The following is a 16,332-nucleotide window of genomic DNA, read 5'->3' on the forward strand; positions in this document are numbered from 1 at the left end:
TCGATCATCGAGAGATCTAGAGGCCCGACGTCTCTGCTTCGCTCTTTTTCCACTCGACCATGCGAAGCGTAGGCCGCTTCGAAGTGTCGGGCTGGCAGCCCAACCTACCAGGCACGACAAATCTCTCGGCATCCGGTCACCCCAAGCGGATTTGTTTCTAGGGAGCATCGAACCAAAGGGCACACCCAGCTCGATTCCTAGATAGAAACAACTCGAAGTTAGCAGATTCGGGGAGCCCTGCAATCTATGTGGGACGTCGGGCACGGCGATACCGGCCGCGCTCGCAACACATTCCGACTTCGCTCTCTAACGTTTCGTATCTGCGCAACCTTGATCGCTTCGACGAGTCGGGCCAGCGGCCCAACCTACTGCCGTGCCGACCCTCAAAGCTTGCGGGGGCTCCTCACATGGATCGCTTCGAAATGTTCAGCCGACGGCTGAACCTACCGGGCGCGACGCATCTCTCGGCATTCGGGGACTCCGAGTGAATTCGTTTCTAGAGAGCCGCGAACCAGCGGGCACACCGCAAACCAAAAACGGGGGCCGAAGCCCCCGTTTTCGATGAAATCATGTCGATGGCGAACTCAGCGAATCGCGCCCGTCACGGGGAACAGGTTCATGCGTTCCACGGGCATTGGCGTTTGCAGCCCATCACCCAATTCCAGCCAGATCTTCCCGGCAAGGAACGGATCGATGACCGTGGGTGTGCCCTGCAAGCCCAGGAACAGGAACGAGAAGGCCTGGGTCTGCATTTCGACGGTCGAGCCTTCGGACGGATCCAAAAGGGAACCGTGGCCGGCGTTCTCGAAGAGATAGAGACCGGAGCCCAGATGCGGCGCGGGGACTTGGGTCAAACCAGGAAGCGCCGTGTTGGCCGCCACTTGAGGCGCGCCGACCGCCAATGCGAGATCGGTGGTCGCCGAGTTGGGAATGACGGGATCGTCGAGCGTCATCTGCAGCAGGACAGTGGTCGGCGAACCGTTGGCATAGTTGCCGGTGGCCGCGTGCGGACCGTAGTTGAAGCCGTCGGCGTCGTCGACGATCGTCTGTGCGACCAGGAAGTACAGTTCGGCCAGGAACGAACCCGGCGGAATACCGAAACCGGCCAGCCCCGCCTCGATGAGCGGACCAAACTGTTGCGAATTGCGGAACAGGCTGCCGAAGCGACCACCGGAGTTGTTGAACACCGCCAGTGAGACGTTGGGCTCGGTGGTCACGAAGTTCACACCGGCCACGCCGCCCAGGGACTGACCCACGTAGGTCAAACCGAAGGGTGCGACGTCGCTGGCCCCGTCGCCGTTGAAATCGGCGCCGCCGCTGGAGAGCATCCGCGTCAGGTAATAGAGGTTGCTGGTCGTCTGCCGGAAGTTGTCCCGCGTCTGAAGCAGGTTGGTGAGGTTGATGAAATGGGTGCCGGAAGCATCGGGAACGCCATCGGGTCCCGGTTCGCCGGTTTCGTTGTTGACCACATCCAGGTTGTCGGTCAGCTCGCCGTGCAGCCAGATATCGATGCCGATCACACCGATCCCGTTGCTACAGGGCCCGTTGGCCAACCCGAACATGTCCTCCTTGAACCGGGTGATCCCGTGCTCGAAGATGAGCGCCGGTGAAGCGCCCTGGGCGCCCAACGGCATACAAGCCAGGAAGGGCACGGACATCGTGGCGCGTTCGACCGGCAGACCGTCGGCACCGATTTGGAACGGCTCGGTCAACGGGTTGCCTATGTAACGCGGCGCCTCGAAAGTGCCCATATAGATCGCGCCGATGCTTTCGTGCGGTACGAAGCCGGCACCGATCAAGTTGAAAAAGGCATCGACGGCCGCGGTCCCCTCGATCGCTGTGGTGATGGTGGCCACGGGTTGAGCGGATTGGGCCTTTTCACGGATCTTGGGAAGGGTGTCGAACAACGGTTGGGTGGTGAAGGCGAAGACCAGCGGAATGAAGACCCGCTGGCGACCGGTCACCCCTTCGGCCGCCTCCCACAGCGGCTGGAAGGATTGGCGCAGGGGTTCCAAGGCCAGAGCGTTGGCGTCGGGAAGCCCTTCCACCGTCGACCGTCCCTCCTCGTCCACCAAGGGCACGGTGTTGCGCGTCAGGATGGTCGCCGCCTGGGCCTCGACGGCGAACCCTTCGCTGTTGTCACCGATCACGCCATCGGTCACCACGACCAAGTGGGTGCGGCCGGGTTGCAACGGCAGGATGGGACGGGCCAGCACCGTGGCGTCGCCGGTGGTCTCGTCGGTGGAGATGTCGAAGGTCACCGGACGAATGGGGTTCACCGGTTCGCCGGCAGCGGCTCTCTGAAAATCTTCGAGGTCGACGACCAGAACGGTTTGGCTGTTGACCGTCTCGGGCCGAATGCCCCCTTCGAAGGGAATGATGATCGGTCCCGAGGTACTGAAACCGGAAATCGTGTTGATCTGCGCGACAAGCGCGTCGATGCCGGGATCCCCGAGCGAGGGAACGGCGTTTTGACCGGTTGTGGGGTCTCGCAGAAGATCGTTGGGCAGGGGAATCTTGGTGGGATCACCCGATGCGGGATCGAAGCGAGCGAAAGTGTAATCGGTAAAAATCTGGCGGGGTTGCAGCTCCACATCTTCATCGTCATTGGAGCAGCCCACCATAGCAAGTGCAGCAAGGGCCAGCAATACGAGATGCCAGAAACGCAAGCTCATAGAACACTCCAAAAATAATAGATCCAAATATCTCAATCGCCTGGGGGAGAATGAGCTTTGATTCAGAATATTTCCATGTGGGGAACCACTATAACGCATGGCCCCCCGTGACACAACAATTCCCGCCGATTTTACTATTTCCTCGATCCCCGACCTGGCTGTCCAACCCCACCTGGGAACGGTGATTTTCGGCGGGCTTCACGCATCGCCGCAGCCACCCTCCATGTGGTTTTTTCCTAGGAATCGATGCCAGGTCCTGCGGGCGGGCGTCGAGATTCGACCCTCTCGATTTCGTTCATCAACCCGTTTAAAACAAGAAACTTATAGTATCACTAACACAACGCGAGAATCTCGTGGGACGCCAGCCCTCAAAGCTCCTCTCGCGGCGGCTCCACCGGCAGCCTGATGCGAAAAGTGGCCCCACCGAAATTGCCGGCCGGTTCCAGCACGAGCTCCCCTCCGATCTCCCGCAACGTGTTGGCCGCGTGATGGAGACCCGAGCCGTGGCTGTTCGATTTGGTGCTGAACCCGAACTGAAAAATTTTTTCCCGCAGGGTTTCCGGCACGCCGGGTCCGCTGTCGGACACGCGCACCACGAGGTCCTCTCCCTCGCGATCCCGTTGGACCTCGATCGCGATTCGCTTGCCGGGCCCGGTCTGGTTCATCATCGCTTCCTCGGCGTTGTGAATGATCTGGGTCAGCGCGTGCAGCAAGCGCGCCTTGGGCACCTGCACCGCACCTTCGTCGTGTACCCGCACGTCCACCTCGATACCCAGGACCTCGAACGCCTTGCGAAAGGGGCCCAAGGCCTCTTCCATCAGTTCGCCCATCTCCACCGGCTGAACCACCGCGGCGGCTCCGATGTACTCGCGCTGGGAGAGGATCTCGTTGCGAACCAGGCCGATGGCGTTTTGAATGCGCTCCAGCTCGTGGCGCACCGCCACATCTTCCCGTTCGAGCGCGCTCTCGATCTGTTTCAGGTAGCGACACAAATCGCCGGCCTTGCCCTCTGCCAACCAGGCCTCCAAACGATCCCGCTGCTCGTCCAATAGGGCGTTGACCCGGGTCAAGCGTCCTCGCGAGGACCGATCGAGCAGGGACACGAGCTGTTCGCCCGACACCGACAGGCTGTTGACCAGGTTGCCGATATTGTGAACCACGCCGGCCGTGACCTCGGCCACGCCGGCCTCGCGCGCCATGTGCAGCATCTTGCCGCGCGCCATTTCCAGTTCCGCCGTTCGCTGGCGAACCAATTGGGCCAGCTTGCGGTTGTGGCGCTTGATCGCGAGTAGGCGCCACTGAATACCGCCCACCATCGAAGCCAGGGCGCTGAGCACCACCAGAGAGCGGAACCAGGGTTTGTGCCAGAACGGCGGCTGGATCGTCAGGCTCAGGCCGGTACCCAGCTCGTTCCAGGTGCCGTCACTGCTGGTTCCCCGAACCCGAAAGACATAACTCCCTGGCTGCACGTTGGTGTAATGGGCCGAATGATCGCCGTCGGTGTGGATCCAGGTTCGGTCAAACCCCTCCAATCGATAGGCATAACGGTTTTTTTCAGGATGCCGATAATCGAGCGCGGCAAAGTCGAACGAGAAAAAGTTTTCCGCGTGGCGCAGGGAAATGGGCACATAGGCATCGTTCGCGCGGTACAGCCAGCGCTCGTCGGAAAAGACCTTGAAGGCGGTCAGCACGATCGGCGGCGTGCCCGGACGCTTGATGATCTGAGACGGATAGAACGCCGTCAACCCCCGTAAGCCGCCGAAATAGAGTCGCCCGTCATCCGCACGAAACGCGGATCTCAAAATGAACTCGTTACCCTGCAGCCCATCTTCGAACTGGTACGACTGAAAGCTGTTGTCGTGAGTATCCCAGCGCAACAGGCCCTTGTTGGTCGCCAACCACAGCTCGGAGCCGTCGCCCAACAGCATCGAACGGATATTGGCGTTGGGCAGGCCAAAGTCCGCGGTAAAGCGTTGAAATCGACCGTCGCCTTCGTGTCGATTCAATCCGTTTTCGGTACCGACCCACACCCTTCCCTCGCGGTCCTCCAGAATCGAGGTGACGGAGGCGTTGCTCAAGGTCCGCAGATCGTCGCGTTCGTGGCCGTACCGAGCGATGACGCCCTTTTCGGGATGCAGGACATTCAAGCCATCGCTCACCAGCCCGACCCAGACGGTGCCATCGGAGTGTGGATAGAGGTAGTAGGCTTCGGGACCGCCGAGACCTTCCGGGTCGTTGGGTTTGGGTAGAAATCGCTGGAACCGTTCGGATTCCGGAAGGAAACGGCATACGCCGTTGCGGGTTCCCAACCACAGGAGGCCGTCGCGGTCGACGGTGAGTACACTCACCACGTCATGGCTCAGGCTTCGCGGATCGTCGGGGTCGTGGCGATAGTGCGCGAACCCCCGCTTCTCCGGAAGCCAGCGCTGTACGCCGCCGTAATAGGTACCGAACCAGAGTTGGCCGCGACCATCCTCGGCGATACTCATCACCTGGTTCTCGCTCAGGCTGTCCGGATCCTTCGGGTCGTGGAACAGGTGCTCGAAGCGATTGGCGCCAGGAGCCATGCGGTTCAAACCCGACAGGGTACCCACCCATACCGCACCCTCGCGATCGTGGATGATCGAGCGCACGCGATTGTTGGTCAGGCCTCCCGATTCGGTGGGACTGGAGCGGTAGAGGTGAAACGGCATCGGATCCACCTCACTCTTGCTCAAGCCGCCGAGGTAACCACCGACCCACATGACCCCCGATCGATCGAACAACAGCGAGAGAATGTTGTCGGTCTTGATGCTGAACGGGTCCAGGGGATCGGGAGTGAAGCTGGTGAACCGCCGGCGGTCCGCGTCGAAACGGGCCAGCCCTCCGCTCCGCGTGCCGATCCACAGCCGCCCCTTGGGACCTTCACTAATAATGTTGACCCAATCGTCGCTCAAGCCGAGATCGTCCTCGGCCTGAAAACGATGGAAGCCGCGGCCGTCCGGCAACATGCGGTGAAGTCCGTCACTGGTACCCACCCAAATGTCCCCTTTCCCGGTGACGTGGATGGCGCGCACCCCCTCGTTGCTCAGCGATGTGGGATCGCCGGGATCGTGACGATACGAAAGCCAAGCCCCGGAAGCGCGGTCCAATCGATGGAGCCCGCGGCTGGTGCCGATCCACACGTAGCGGTTCCCCTGGGTGGCCACCGCCCGCGACCAATTGGTATTCTGGTTGGCACGCAGGGCTTCGGGCACACCGAAGCGGCGGGCCGCGCCCGTCCGGGGGTCGACGTGATCCAGACCGCCGCGAAACGTGGTCAACCAGATCTCGCCATCCTCATCGAGTGCCAGCGCGGAAACGCTGGGATGGGAAATGGTTTCGGAGTCATCGGGATCACTGAAAAAAGACTCGAACCGGTTGCGATCCGAGTCGTAACGATTCAAACCGTGGTCGGTTCCGATCCACATATGGCCCTCGCGATCTTCGACCAGGCACAGCACCGTATTGTGGCTGAGTCCGTCGGTCGTGTCCAAGGTCAGGCGGTACTGACGGAAACTGTAGCCATCGTAGCGGTTCAGGCCGTCTTCGGTACCGATCCAGATAAAACCCTCGCGGTCCTGCAACAACGCGTACACCGTGCTCTGGGACAGGCCTTGCTCCGTGGAAATCCCGGTGAACCGGAGTTCGTCGAACGGGACCGACCAGGAAGCGCGCGGCTGGCCCCAAAGCGGCTGCAGGGCACACCAGGCCCACACTGCCACGAACAACCCGGACCAGCGTGCCGATCCCGAATTGGACATCACCAAATTCATCAGCAAGCAACCTTGTTTCAGCAAGTTACGGGGTATGGCGCTTCATTCGACTACGCTGCGGATCCATTCTCGAGCGGAACGACCAAAACGCCGGCAGGTTTGAAGAGAGATTTTTGGCGGCGATCCGTGATCAACTGAATCCCGTGCTCGAGCTGCTGTTGGCAATCGATGGCCTGGATTCAAGCAAGGAAGCCATATATTTGTTCGGAATATTTATTCTCGAATTGAAATTTGCCATTTTTCCAAATGTCGCTCGGTTTAGATTACGTGATCCCATGCTAAAGATCCAGTTCGGAATCCACAGGCACCATGGGGGCAGCCGGTCGCGCTCGATGCTCCCCGCCCGGTGGACGGTGGCAGCCGCCAGGTCATCGGGCGCTGCGGGGGCCGGGATCGCGACCATGACTACCCACGGATTGGCCGAAACCGGGACCGGTGGTATGATGCGAGCCAGTCGCGCGCCTCGCGTGCGGCGGCCAGAACGATCGGACCATGAGGTGGGCATGAAGTTGAGATCTTTGGAGAATGTGTTGATTGCCGGTGCCATCACGGTCGTGGTCGGTCTGACCATTCTCGCCCTCTACGCCTATATGAAGGGTTCCTGATTCGGTTCCGCCGCAAGGCTTGCCGAAGGTACCCCGGAGTGCCGGCAACGAGCATCGTCTTCGAGGAGAAACCATGCGCTTTCCGCGTCTGAGTCATACCGCCAAGTCCGCCGGTTGAGCGGCCAAGATTCCGCCCAAGGTCTTGGGTGACATTTTTTCCGCGATTCCTCCCAGCGAGGACCCCAACCTGTTGGTCGGGTTCTCGGGTCACGAGGACGGAGCCGTCTACCGGCTCGATGGGGATCGTGCGCTCGTACAGACGGTGGACTTTTTCACCCCGATCGTCGACGATCCCCGCGATTTCGGCGCCATCGCCGCGGCCAACGCGCTCTCGGACGTGTACGCCATGGGTGCGCGGCCCCTGACCGCCCTGTCCCTGGTATGTTATCCCTATAAAAGCATGGACATCGAGATCCTGACGGAGATCGTGGCCGGAGGTGCCGAGAAGGTGTGCGAGGCCGGTGCCCTGGTGGTCGGCGGTCACAGCGTCGGCGATGCCGAAATCAAATTCGGTTACGCGGTCACGGGCGAGGTGCACCCGGATGCGGTATGGCGCAATCAGGGCGCCCGACCCGGCGATCGACTGGTGTTGACCAAGCCGCTCGGAACCGGCGTCCTGACGACCGCGGTCAAACAGGACAAACTCCCGACCGACCTGCTGACGGAACCGATCGCGGAAATGAAACGCCTGAACCGCTACACGGCCGAAGCGGCCCGTGACCTGAAAGTGCATGCCGCCACCGATATCACCGGTTTCGGCCTACTGGGGCATCTCTACGAAATGGTCTCCCCCAACCGGCTGGGTGCGCGCGTGCAGTGCGACGCCTTGCGCCTGTTCGAGGGGATCTGGGAAGGCATCGAGGCCGGAGCGCTGACGGGCGCGCACCGCACCAATCTGGAATACATCGAGACCTACACCGTACCGCGCACTGCCGCCTTCACGCGCTATGAAAAAGCGGTACTGGATCCCCAAACCAGCGGCGGTCTGTTATTCGCGTTGCCCGCCGATCAGGCCGACGTCCTGATGGGGCGTCTGGAGGCGTCGGGACACCGGCCTTCACTGGTCGGAGAAATCACCGACACGCCCGAACTCACATGCTGCTGATCCGACGTCCTGGATTCCGGAATCTCCACGGAGGAACCCATGATCTATTGTTTGTTTTGGTTGTCCCTGACCGCCCTCCAACCGCCGTCGAAGGGAGCCGCCGTCCCCATGCCGAAAATCGATGAAGCCCAGGCCGCGCGGTTCGCCGAGCTCGCCCTGGCCTGCGTTCACCGCGAGTATCCCAACAAAATCGCCCATGTGATGAACGGCGACGGGGACGCCCTCCCGCCTCGCCAATTACACCCCGTCTTCTACGGCTGTTTCGACTGGCATTCCTCCGTACACGGCCACTGGCTGTTGGTGCGCCTGCTCCGCCAGTTCCCCGAGGCCGCTTTCGCCCCCCGCATCGAAGCCGCATTGGACCGCAGCCTTACGGCCGAGGCCATCGCCGGTGAGGTCGCCTACTTCAAGGCCAAGGGTCGCACCGCCTACGAACGCCCCTACGGGCTGGCCTGGCTGCTCCAGCTTTCCACCGAACTGTTCGAGTGGAACGACCCCCGCGCCAAACGCTGGCACGCCCACCTACGCCCACTCGAAGAAATCGTGGCACATCGATTCAGGTCCTGGCTGCCCAAGTTGTCGCACCCGATTCGCACCGGCGAACACAGCCAGACCGCCTTCGCCTTCGGCCTGGCGCTGGACTGGGCCCGCGCCACGGGAGATTCGAGACTGGCCGCGTTGCTCTATGAAAAATCGCAGGCCTTCTACCTCGAAGATCGCGACGCTCCCCTGGCCTACGAACCCTCCGGCCAGGATTTCCTTTCCCCCGTCCTGGCCGAAGCCGACCTGATGCGCCGGGTCCTCGACGCCAAGGCCTACGCGGGCTGGCTGACGCGCTTCATGCCGAAGCTGGCCCAACGGTCCGGTGCCGATTGGCTCCCGGTCGCGGTGGTGACCGACGCAAGCGACGGGAAACTGGCCCACCTCGACGGCCTGAACCTCAGCCGCGCCTGGATGTTGGAAGGCATCGCCGCGGGTTTGCCCCCCAAGGACAGCCGTCGCGAACCCTTGCTCGCCGCGGCTCGCAGCCACCGCACCGCCGGGCTGGCCTCGGTCACCGGCGAGCACTACGAGGGTGGCCATTGGCTGGCGAGTTTCGCCGTGTATCTGGTCACCACCCGCGGGTATTGATCCGAAGTTGCCGAATCGGGGTTTCGCAACGCGGAAGAGAGACGTTTTCAGCCCGAGTCCCGAACCCAGCCGCAGCTACAGAAGTCCCTGCCGTTTCGCTTCATACCAGACGAAAGGTGACAGTTCCTTCAGCGTTTCTTCATCCCTGCCACGCACGTAACGCGAAAAGTGCTTGGCTCTCATTCGATTGTGTTCGGCACTGTTCAATTTCAATCGATCGATCGTATTTCCTGCGCGGAGCCGCGTGGTTTCGTCGAGGGCCGGGTTGGGGCGAATCGTGCCACCCAACAGGTTCAATACAAAGGTATCCTTCTGCAATTCCATCGGATCCAGCACATCGTCGAACCGGCCCTTGTTTCGATTCGGCCCCAGGCACGAGAGCCGAAAGTTGGCCCACTCGTAGGCATCGACGGCCTTTCTCGATTTTGCAACGAAGTGATCGGTGGACGAAGCGCCCGTGACCCACTCGAAGTAGATTGCCAAGTAAGCACAGACACCGGAATACGCCTCCCAGAGTTGTTGGTTGGATCGCCGCCAAAATGGGGGAAGTTCGGCTGCTTTCGGCGGTACGGCATTCAAGGAGATCCCCTGACCGGCCAACCATTCTCGACCGGGTTGACGCACTTTGCGATCGAAGTCGTCGGGCTCGGGCTGGAGCAGTACCGGGATCATTCAAGCCAACCTTTCCTCCGACAGATATACCGCCAGTTGAACAGGAATTCGTCTTTGGGGCTCAGCGCCTGGACCAAGGCCGAGTTCACTTTCTTGATGTTCTCCAAATCCGGCGCCTCTTCCTGCAGGAGTGCCGAAGCATCTTCGATCAGGGATTCGTAGGCCAAAGATCGACCACTCTTGAGATCGAACGCCTCGCTGGTCAGCCAAGACCCCGCTTCGCCGTGTTTTTGGAATTCCCGATGTTTCAACGAGACCTGGCCCCCTGCGAAATCCAAATCGAACCAGGCGTCTTTCTCGTTGTCGAAGAAGGGTTCGACCGAAGCCATGATCAGGGGCGAGTGCGTTGCCGTGAGAAGTTGAATCTCCGCTTCCGTGGCCAACCTGTTCATCACGGTCATCAATGCCGGCACAATCGTACGTTGCCACCGTGGGTGGAGATGAGATTCGATTTCGTCGATCAAAAAAATGACCCGATTGGTCTCGGGTTCCTGAAGCTGCTTCGATGCCTGTCGATGCTCTTGCCAGGCCCAAACCAGGAAATAGGCCAGAGCCATGACCCGTCGCATGCCCGCCGAGGCGTGAATGACCGCCACGTCCTGCTGATACGGCATGCTGATGGTCGGCATGTCCCTGACATCGTCCAAACTGATACGCGTGAGTTGGCCGGGCGTCAGAGTCTCCTGCTTGGATGGCGAGAGCGCTTCGAGCACTTCCTTCAAATACTCGAAAGGCGCTCCTTTTTCCTTGAGCCAGCCAGCCCAATCGCGTACCAGCCCATTGCACAGCCAGGTTCCATCGGCCGCCAACAATCCGTCCCACACCTCACCGGGATGGAACACATATGCGGGGCGACGATCTTGAACATCGACACCATTTCGGGTTTGCCAATAGTTCCTGGCCGGGTCCCAAATCGCAAAGCTCCCGTCGGACATGGCATAGAGCACCAAAGCCGAATTGGCTGGTCGACCGGGCCGACCCAACCAGGCCTGCTCTTTGCGGGAATACATGCTTTCATATGCTTCCGAGGCGGTTCCGTTCCCGAGGGAAAAACGGATCGTCGCTTCTCCGGAACCGGCGGGCACCGCTTTTTTTCCGGCGGTCAGTTTGTTGTTGATTTCCGCAGGCCACTTTCGCGTCAGGGACCACCACGCGATATCCAACAAAAAACTTTTTCCCAAACCGTTATCGCCCGTGAACAGGTTCAAACGTTTGCCAAACTCCAGGTTCATGCTTGGGGCAGGACCCACATTGACCAGATCGAGATGCTGAATCATGCCTTCTCCTTCACCCCCAGTTTCGCATCGATCTCGGCAACCGGACTGACGATAGCCATCACTCGAGCCGCCCGTACCACTCGATGAACCGATTTGCCTCCGGAAGACACGAGTCGCTCGTCGAATCTTTGGGTTCGCGTCGGGTCACCAACGATCGAACGGGAAACCGACATGCGTCTCACAGCGGATGACCCGTGGAGGATCGAACACTCTATAACTAGCATTCTAAATCGCTTAGCGGAGGAACACCAACCGCTATCGTCAGCACTCAAACCGGGATTGCCGCCCATCCAGGCGAACCAACACGGTAGTTGGCATTTTGCCCTTTCCGGATGGACACTAGCCAAGCTTCGTCCCGGCGTGCGAAGCTTGGCCCTTCGCGGCGGAAGCTCGCGCATACCCTTTTGAGCATCCCCTGTAGCGAGCGCCGACCCAGACACACCCACCCATTCACCAGCGTTCGCTAATCCTTTTTGTTAAAATGGTCGTAGCATACCCGACCGACAGAACAAGTCTCCTGATTAGAGGTGTATGGTTGCTGTTAACCATTGATAATTTCACTGTTTCCTATGGCAGGCACCGCGTTTTGGACAATATCAGCCTGGAACTTCCCCAGGCCGCCGTCGGCCTTCTGGGCCCCAACGGCGCCGGCAAGAGCACGCTCATCAAGGCCATCCTGGGCCTGCTCAAGCCAGAGTCCGGAAACGGCCGGTTCCTCCAATTCGAACTCGGTAAAAACGACAAACGCATTCGGCAATACGTGGGGTACATGCCGGAAAGCGAATGTCTGATACCGGGTTTCAGCGCGGTCCAATACGTCAGCTACGTGGCCCAGCTCAACGGCATGGGTCGCCGCGAGGCGTTCAAGCGTGCCCACAAAGTCTTGTATCTGGTAGGTCTGGGCGAAGCCCGCTACCGCAACCTCGACACCTATTCCACCGGCATGAAGCAGCGCCTCAAACTGGCACAGGCCATCGTCCACGACCCCCACCTGATTTTTTTGGACGAGCCGACCAACGGGCTCGATCCCGATGGCCGCGAAGAAATGCTCGACCTGATCCGCGAGATCGCCCGCATCGAGAACCGCTGCATCATCCTTTCCTCGCACCTGATGCGCGACGTGGAACGCTGCACCGAATACCTGGTCATCATGGATCAGCAGAAGATCAAGTGCAGCGGGTACATCAAGGAGCTCTGTGCCGGTCAGGCCCACCGCTACCGCCTACGCGTCAATCGCGACCATAAACAGGCCGCCGAAATCCTGCGCGGCAAAGGATTGACCGTCGATCACGTGTCCGAACGCGAACCGAATTTCGAGGTCATGCTGGACGGCGGCATCCATGCCCGCGATCTCTTTCGGCACCTGACCGATGCCGGCATTCAAATTCGCCAATTGATTCCGCGCAACTACACGGTCGAAGAAATCTATCGCAAGCACGTGCACATCAACGCGAACGCGGGAGAGGCCAATGGCATCTAAAAGTGAAATATATTCACAGGGTTACCAAAAATGGGACGGCGACCGCACCCAAGTCACACCACCCTGGTACCTGATTGGCCGAGCCGGCGTCCAGAACATCCTGGCCTCCACCGGCAAAAAGAGCCGCATGTTTTTCATCATCGCCTTCGTGATCTACTACTTCATGTTGGTGGCGTCCACCACCCTGCGCCTGCAGATCGAAAACTTCAAGCGCATCGAATGGCTGGCCGGCGTACTGGAAGCCTGGCAAGCCGCCCAACCGGCGCAATCCGAAGTGTGGTACCACGAGGCCTTCATTCTCCGACCGGCGATTTTCTTCACGTTCTGGACCATGATCCTCTACGGGTCGCAACTCATCTCGAAGGATCGCGCCGCCAACGCGCTACAGGTCTATTTCTCCAAGGCCGTCAGCCGCTTCGACTACCTGTTCGGGAAATTTTTCGCCGTCGCCCAAATGACCGCCGTCGTCACCCTGGTTCCCTCGGCGATCATCATCTGCGTCGGCCTGGTCGCCACCACCGACCATCTCGAATTCATCAAACAGAGTTGGTACATCCCGATCCTGACGGGCTCGTTCTGGCTACTGCTCACGATCACCTACGGCTCCATCATCCTGCTGTGCTCCTCACTGATGAACCGCAGCTACATGGCCGGTGCCAGCTTCTTCGGGTTCGCGGTCTTCACCGCCGTGTTCCCCTACATCCTCGGCTTCATTTTCGGAGCCCATTCGTTCGTCGAAGGCTTGAAGTGGACGAGTTCCATCGCCACCATCGGCGAGGCGATCTACTCCCTGAAAGTGAATGAAGCCGGCCTGCTGTTCTGGCAGGTCTTCGATGTCGCCCTGGTGACCGGAGTCGCCATATTCCTGATAACCCGCCGCATCGAGCCGGTGGAGGTGGTGAAATGAGCGCCTATTCGATCGAAGTCACCAATGTCTCGAAGTGGTACGGTGACGTTTCGGCACTGACCGAAGTCAGTTTGAACATCGAGCCCGGCATTCTCGGGCTGTTGGGCCCCAACGGTGCCGGCAAGTCGACCCTGCTGAAGCTGATGAGCGGCCAACTGGACCCCAGCATCGGCGAGATCAATATCCTGGGCCAGAACTACCACAACAACCCGCAGCTCTGGTCCAAGGTCGGGCTCTGCCCGGAACAGGACAGCCTGTGGGAGGAATTCAGCGGACCCGGTTTCCTCAGCGCCATGCTTCAGCTACAGGGCTGGGGCGTTCACGATTCGGACCGTCGCGCGGCCGAGCTGATCGGCATGCTCGACCTGGCCAAGGCCGGCAGGCGCCGAGTGAGCGGCTACTCCAAGGGCATGCGCCAAAAGCTGCGCATCGCCCAAAGCCTGGCCCACCGACCGGAGGTCCTGTTCCTCGACGAACCGATGACCGGGCTGGACGCCACCAGCCGCACCCTGGTCTCCGATCTGATCATCGAGATGGGACGATCGGGCATGACGGTCGTCGTCAGCTCCCACATCCTGCACGAGGTGGAAAACATCACCAAGGAAATGGTGATCATCAACCAGGGCAGCCTGCGAGCCCGGGGCAACGTCTACGAAATCCGCGAACTGCTGACCGACCACCCCTTGCAACTGGAACTCTCCGTGGACGATCCGCGCCGATTCTGCCAGGCTTTCCTGGGCAAACCCCACGTGGTCAAGGTGGAACTGGTGCCCGAGGACCCGGAGCGCGTCATCGTTTTCACACAACATCAAAACCAGTTTTTCCAGGACCTTCCCGAAATCTTGGAGGACCACGACATTCACATCAAGAGCATCCATGCCGAGGACGAGGACATGGAAGCCGTCTTCAAATATTTGGTGCATTGAGGGGAGGCCGATCACATGCAAACCTTGGAAACCACAGCATCACCCGAGCGGGAACACATGGACAGGCCTTCCCAGCCCGCACCGCGCAAGGCCCGTCTGGGAACCGGCCCGCAACCGAACCTGAACCAGGTAAGGCTGACCTGGACCCTGGCGCGACTCACCGCCAAACGACTCATTCGCCGCAAGCTGTTCTGGTTCCTGTCACTGCTCAGCCTGCTGCCCTGCCTGGTGGTGTTCTACTGGATCATCGACCGCTTCGCCGCCAACTGGTCCAGCCCGGAAATGCCCTTCGCCATGTTCCGCAACATTCAGGCGGTGTATTTCCACATTTTCTTCATGCCGCTGCTGTCCGTGTTCATGGGCCTGGGCGTGATCTCCGAAGAGATCGAATCCAAGAACATCACCTTCACCCTGGTGCGGCCCCTCAACCGCGCCTCGATCGCGGTGGGGCGCCTGTTGGGCCACCTGCTCGCCGCATCGCTGCTGCTGTCCGTAGCCGTCTTCTGCAACTTCATGAGCAACATGGTGTTCCAGGTGGAGGAGCTGATTCCGACGCTGCCCAACCTGATCAACGGCATCCTCATCCTGTGCGCCGGTCTGGCCGGGTACATGAGCGTGGTGGCCATGCTCGGCACCTTCTGGAAGAAGTTCGCCATCCTAGGATCGATCATATTCCTGTTGATGGACACCGCGTTTTCGCTGATTCCCGTGGCCACGCTGAACTTCATCAGCGTTCGGTTCCGCATGATGGCCGCCTACTGGGAGCCGTTGCCGCGATTCCTTCCCAGCCTGATCGACATTCCCCGCGGCTCGTTCGTGCTCAACATCGCGCTCATCTTCGTGCTGTTCGTGGCCATTCCCCTCGGGGTCATGGCCTTCCGCTTGAGTCAGTTCGAAATCGTGCTCGGCGGCGGCGAAGCGGGGTAGTGCCCATCTGCCATGGGCACGCGTGCAGGCTCCATGAATCAGTCAGGTTTCGGCAAAATCCTTATGGGGAGGTCGCCGAAGCCTGACGGCTCGGCGCCTTTCCCCAACCATGCCTCTCGGTGGTGCGACGGCGGGTCGCGCCCATCCTGGACGGGCTCGCTTTCGGAGTTCGGGCGCCCCATTTCGACGGGGTAAATAGAAAACGGCCGGGTTGCCCCGGCCGCGGTTAACTGGAAATCTCGCTGCGTCGGACCGCTCAGGCGGGCGCCGCGGCTTCTTCCTTGCCTTCTTCGAACGCCTTTGCGAAGTGGGCGCGCATGCCCTCTACGTCAAAGTCCAGCATGTTCCCGCCGGTCTCGAAGTGCTGTATGAAGACCCGACCAATCGCGTAGGTCAGGGCCGCCGAGAATCCCGGCAACGCGAGTCCACCCAATACCGGGCCCACCAGGGGCAATCCCTTGAGAATGGAGCCGACGGTGCCGAATGCCAAGGTGGGCGCACCCAGGCTGGCGACCAGACTGGCCACGATGGATTTGCCGACGTCTCTGCGAAACGGAATTTCGTAGAGATTCGCCAAGTCGTTGATCATTTTCAGTTGAACCGCCGTGATACCGACAAAGTCCACCACCGGAATGGGAAAGATCCCGACACCGGCAGCCCACAGCATGTTCTGATTGACAATTTTGTTCGCGGCTTCCTCGTGGGGGCTCGCAAACGTTTCAGTTTGTTCGGCTGTTGCTTCCATTAACCTGCCTCTACATAGAATTGTTATTCCGCATGAAGCACGAGGCGACACACGGGTCGTTCCCTGCACCCGAGAAGCGATACGCGAA

11 protein-coding genes are annotated in these 16,332 nt (G+C 60.3%); 6 read left to right on the forward strand and 5 right to left on the reverse strand.

Going from position 1 to position 16,332, the window contains the following annotated elements; all coding sequences use genetic code 11:
* Positions 1-584 precede the first annotated feature (584 nt).
* Both J3U87_RS07145 and J3U87_RS07150 read right to left on the reverse strand, forming a co-directional pair.
* Positions 585-2,675 carry a hypothetical protein gene (locus tag J3U87_RS07145; RefSeq protein ID WP_237382348.1) on the reverse strand — a complete coding sequence of 697 codons (2,091 nt, stop codon included), beginning with the start codon at positions 2,673-2,675 and terminating at the stop codon, positions 585-587.
* A gap of 368 nt (positions 2,676-3,043) precedes the next feature.
* Positions 3,044-6,469: a ligand-binding sensor domain-containing protein gene (locus J3U87_RS07150; protein WP_237382349.1), complete on the reverse strand. Its 3,426-nt coding sequence runs from the start codon at positions 6,467-6,469 to the stop codon at positions 3,044-3,046.
* Positions 6,470-7,201: 732 nt separating this feature from the next.
* Here J3U87_RS07150 and selD point away from each other — a divergent pair.
* Both selD and J3U87_RS07160 read left to right on the forward strand, forming a co-directional pair.
* Positions 7,202-8,179, forward strand: coding sequence for a selenide, water dikinase SelD (gene selD, locus J3U87_RS07155; protein WP_272932507.1), 978 nt, complete (start codon positions 7,202-7,204; stop codon positions 8,177-8,179).
* 39 nt (positions 8,180-8,218) lie between these two features.
* Positions 8,219-9,310 carry a DUF2891 domain-containing protein gene (locus J3U87_RS07160; RefSeq protein WP_237382351.1) on the forward strand — a complete coding sequence of 364 codons (1,092 nt, stop codon included), beginning with the start codon at positions 8,219-8,221 and terminating at the stop codon, positions 9,308-9,310.
* Positions 9,311-9,385: 75 nt separating this feature from the next.
* On the opposite strand, the gene J3U87_RS07165 is transcribed toward J3U87_RS07160, so the two are convergent.
* A complete protein-coding gene (locus J3U87_RS07165) occupies positions 9,386-9,982 on the reverse strand; it encodes an HNH endonuclease family protein (RefSeq protein WP_237382352.1) in 597 nt (198 codons plus the stop codon).
* Positions 9,979-11,259, reverse strand: a complete 1,281-nt coding sequence (locus J3U87_RS07170; protein WP_237382353.1) for an AAA family ATPase — start codon at positions 11,257-11,259, stop codon at positions 9,979-9,981. The genes J3U87_RS07165 and J3U87_RS07170 overlap by 4 nt, the downstream gene beginning before the upstream one ends.
* A gap of 535 nt (positions 11,260-11,794) precedes the next feature.
* Here J3U87_RS07170 and J3U87_RS07175 point away from each other — a divergent pair.
* From J3U87_RS07175 to J3U87_RS07190, 4 genes are read left to right on the forward strand one after another with little or no spacing between them, the layout of a single operon-like run.
* On the forward strand, positions 11,795-12,739 hold the full coding sequence (locus tag J3U87_RS07175; protein WP_237382354.1) for an ABC transporter ATP-binding protein: 945 nt from the start codon (positions 11,795-11,797) through the stop codon (positions 12,737-12,739).
* The gene (locus J3U87_RS07180) at positions 12,729-13,646 is read left to right on the forward strand and encodes an ABC transporter permease (RefSeq protein WP_237382355.1); all 918 of its coding nucleotides are present in this window, start codon (positions 12,729-12,731) and stop codon (positions 13,644-13,646) included. The genes J3U87_RS07175 and J3U87_RS07180 overlap by 11 nt, the downstream gene beginning before the upstream one ends.
* The gene (locus tag J3U87_RS07185; RefSeq protein WP_237382356.1) at positions 13,643-14,572 is read left to right on the forward strand and encodes an ABC transporter ATP-binding protein; all 930 of its coding nucleotides are present in this window, start codon (positions 13,643-13,645) and stop codon (positions 14,570-14,572) included. Before J3U87_RS07180 ends, J3U87_RS07185 begins: the two co-directional genes overlap by 4 nt.
* A 15-nt stretch (positions 14,573-14,587) precedes the next feature.
* Positions 14,588-15,499, forward strand: a complete 912-nt coding sequence (locus tag J3U87_RS07190) for an ABC transporter permease subunit (protein ID WP_237382357.1) — start codon at positions 14,588-14,590, stop codon at positions 15,497-15,499.
* Between the two features lie 256 nt (positions 15,500-15,755).
* On the opposite strand, the gene J3U87_RS07195 is transcribed toward J3U87_RS07190, so the two are convergent.
* Positions 15,756-16,244: a YcjF family protein gene (locus tag J3U87_RS07195; RefSeq protein ID WP_237382358.1), complete on the reverse strand. Its 489-nt coding sequence runs from the start codon at positions 16,242-16,244 to the stop codon at positions 15,756-15,758.
* Between the last annotated feature and the right edge of the window lie 88 nt (positions 16,245-16,332).

The sequence above is a fragment of the Sulfidibacter corallicola genome (assembly GCF_017498545.1).
In the GTDB taxonomy this organism is placed as follows: domain Bacteria; phylum Acidobacteriota; class Holophagae; order Acanthopleuribacterales; family Acanthopleuribacteraceae; genus Sulfidibacter; species Sulfidibacter corallicola.

Bases quoted from the DNA above. Each gene is read 5' to 3' on its own strand.
- J3U87_RS07145 (WP_237382348.1), bottom strand. From the start codon at position 2,675: ATGAGCTTGCGTTTCTGGCATCTCGTATTGCTGGCCCTTGCTGCACTT.
- J3U87_RS07150 (WP_237382349.1), bottom strand. From the start codon at position 6,469: ATGAATTTGGTGATGTCCAATTCGGGATCGGCACGCTGGTCCGGGTTG.
- J3U87_RS07160 (WP_237382351.1), top strand. From the start codon at position 8,219: ATGATCTATTGTTTGTTTTGGTTGTCCCTGACCGCCCTCCAACCGCCG.
- J3U87_RS07165 (WP_237382352.1), bottom strand. From the start codon at position 9,982: ATGATCCCGGTACTGCTCCAGCCCGAGCCCGACGACTTCGATCGCAAA.
- J3U87_RS07170 (WP_237382353.1), bottom strand. From the start codon at position 11,259: ATGATTCAGCATCTCGATCTGGTCAATGTGGGTCCTGCCCCAAGCATG.
- J3U87_RS07180 (WP_237382355.1), top strand. From the start codon at position 12,729: ATGGCATCTAAAAGTGAAATATATTCACAGGGTTACCAAAAATGGGAC.
- J3U87_RS07185 (WP_237382356.1), top strand. From the start codon at position 13,643: ATGAGCGCCTATTCGATCGAAGTCACCAATGTCTCGAAGTGGTACGGT.
- J3U87_RS07190 (WP_237382357.1), top strand. From the start codon at position 14,588: ATGCAAACCTTGGAAACCACAGCATCACCCGAGCGGGAACACATGGAC.
- J3U87_RS07195 (WP_237382358.1), bottom strand. From the start codon at position 16,244: ATGGAAGCAACAGCCGAACAAACTGAAACGTTTGCGAGCCCCCACGAG.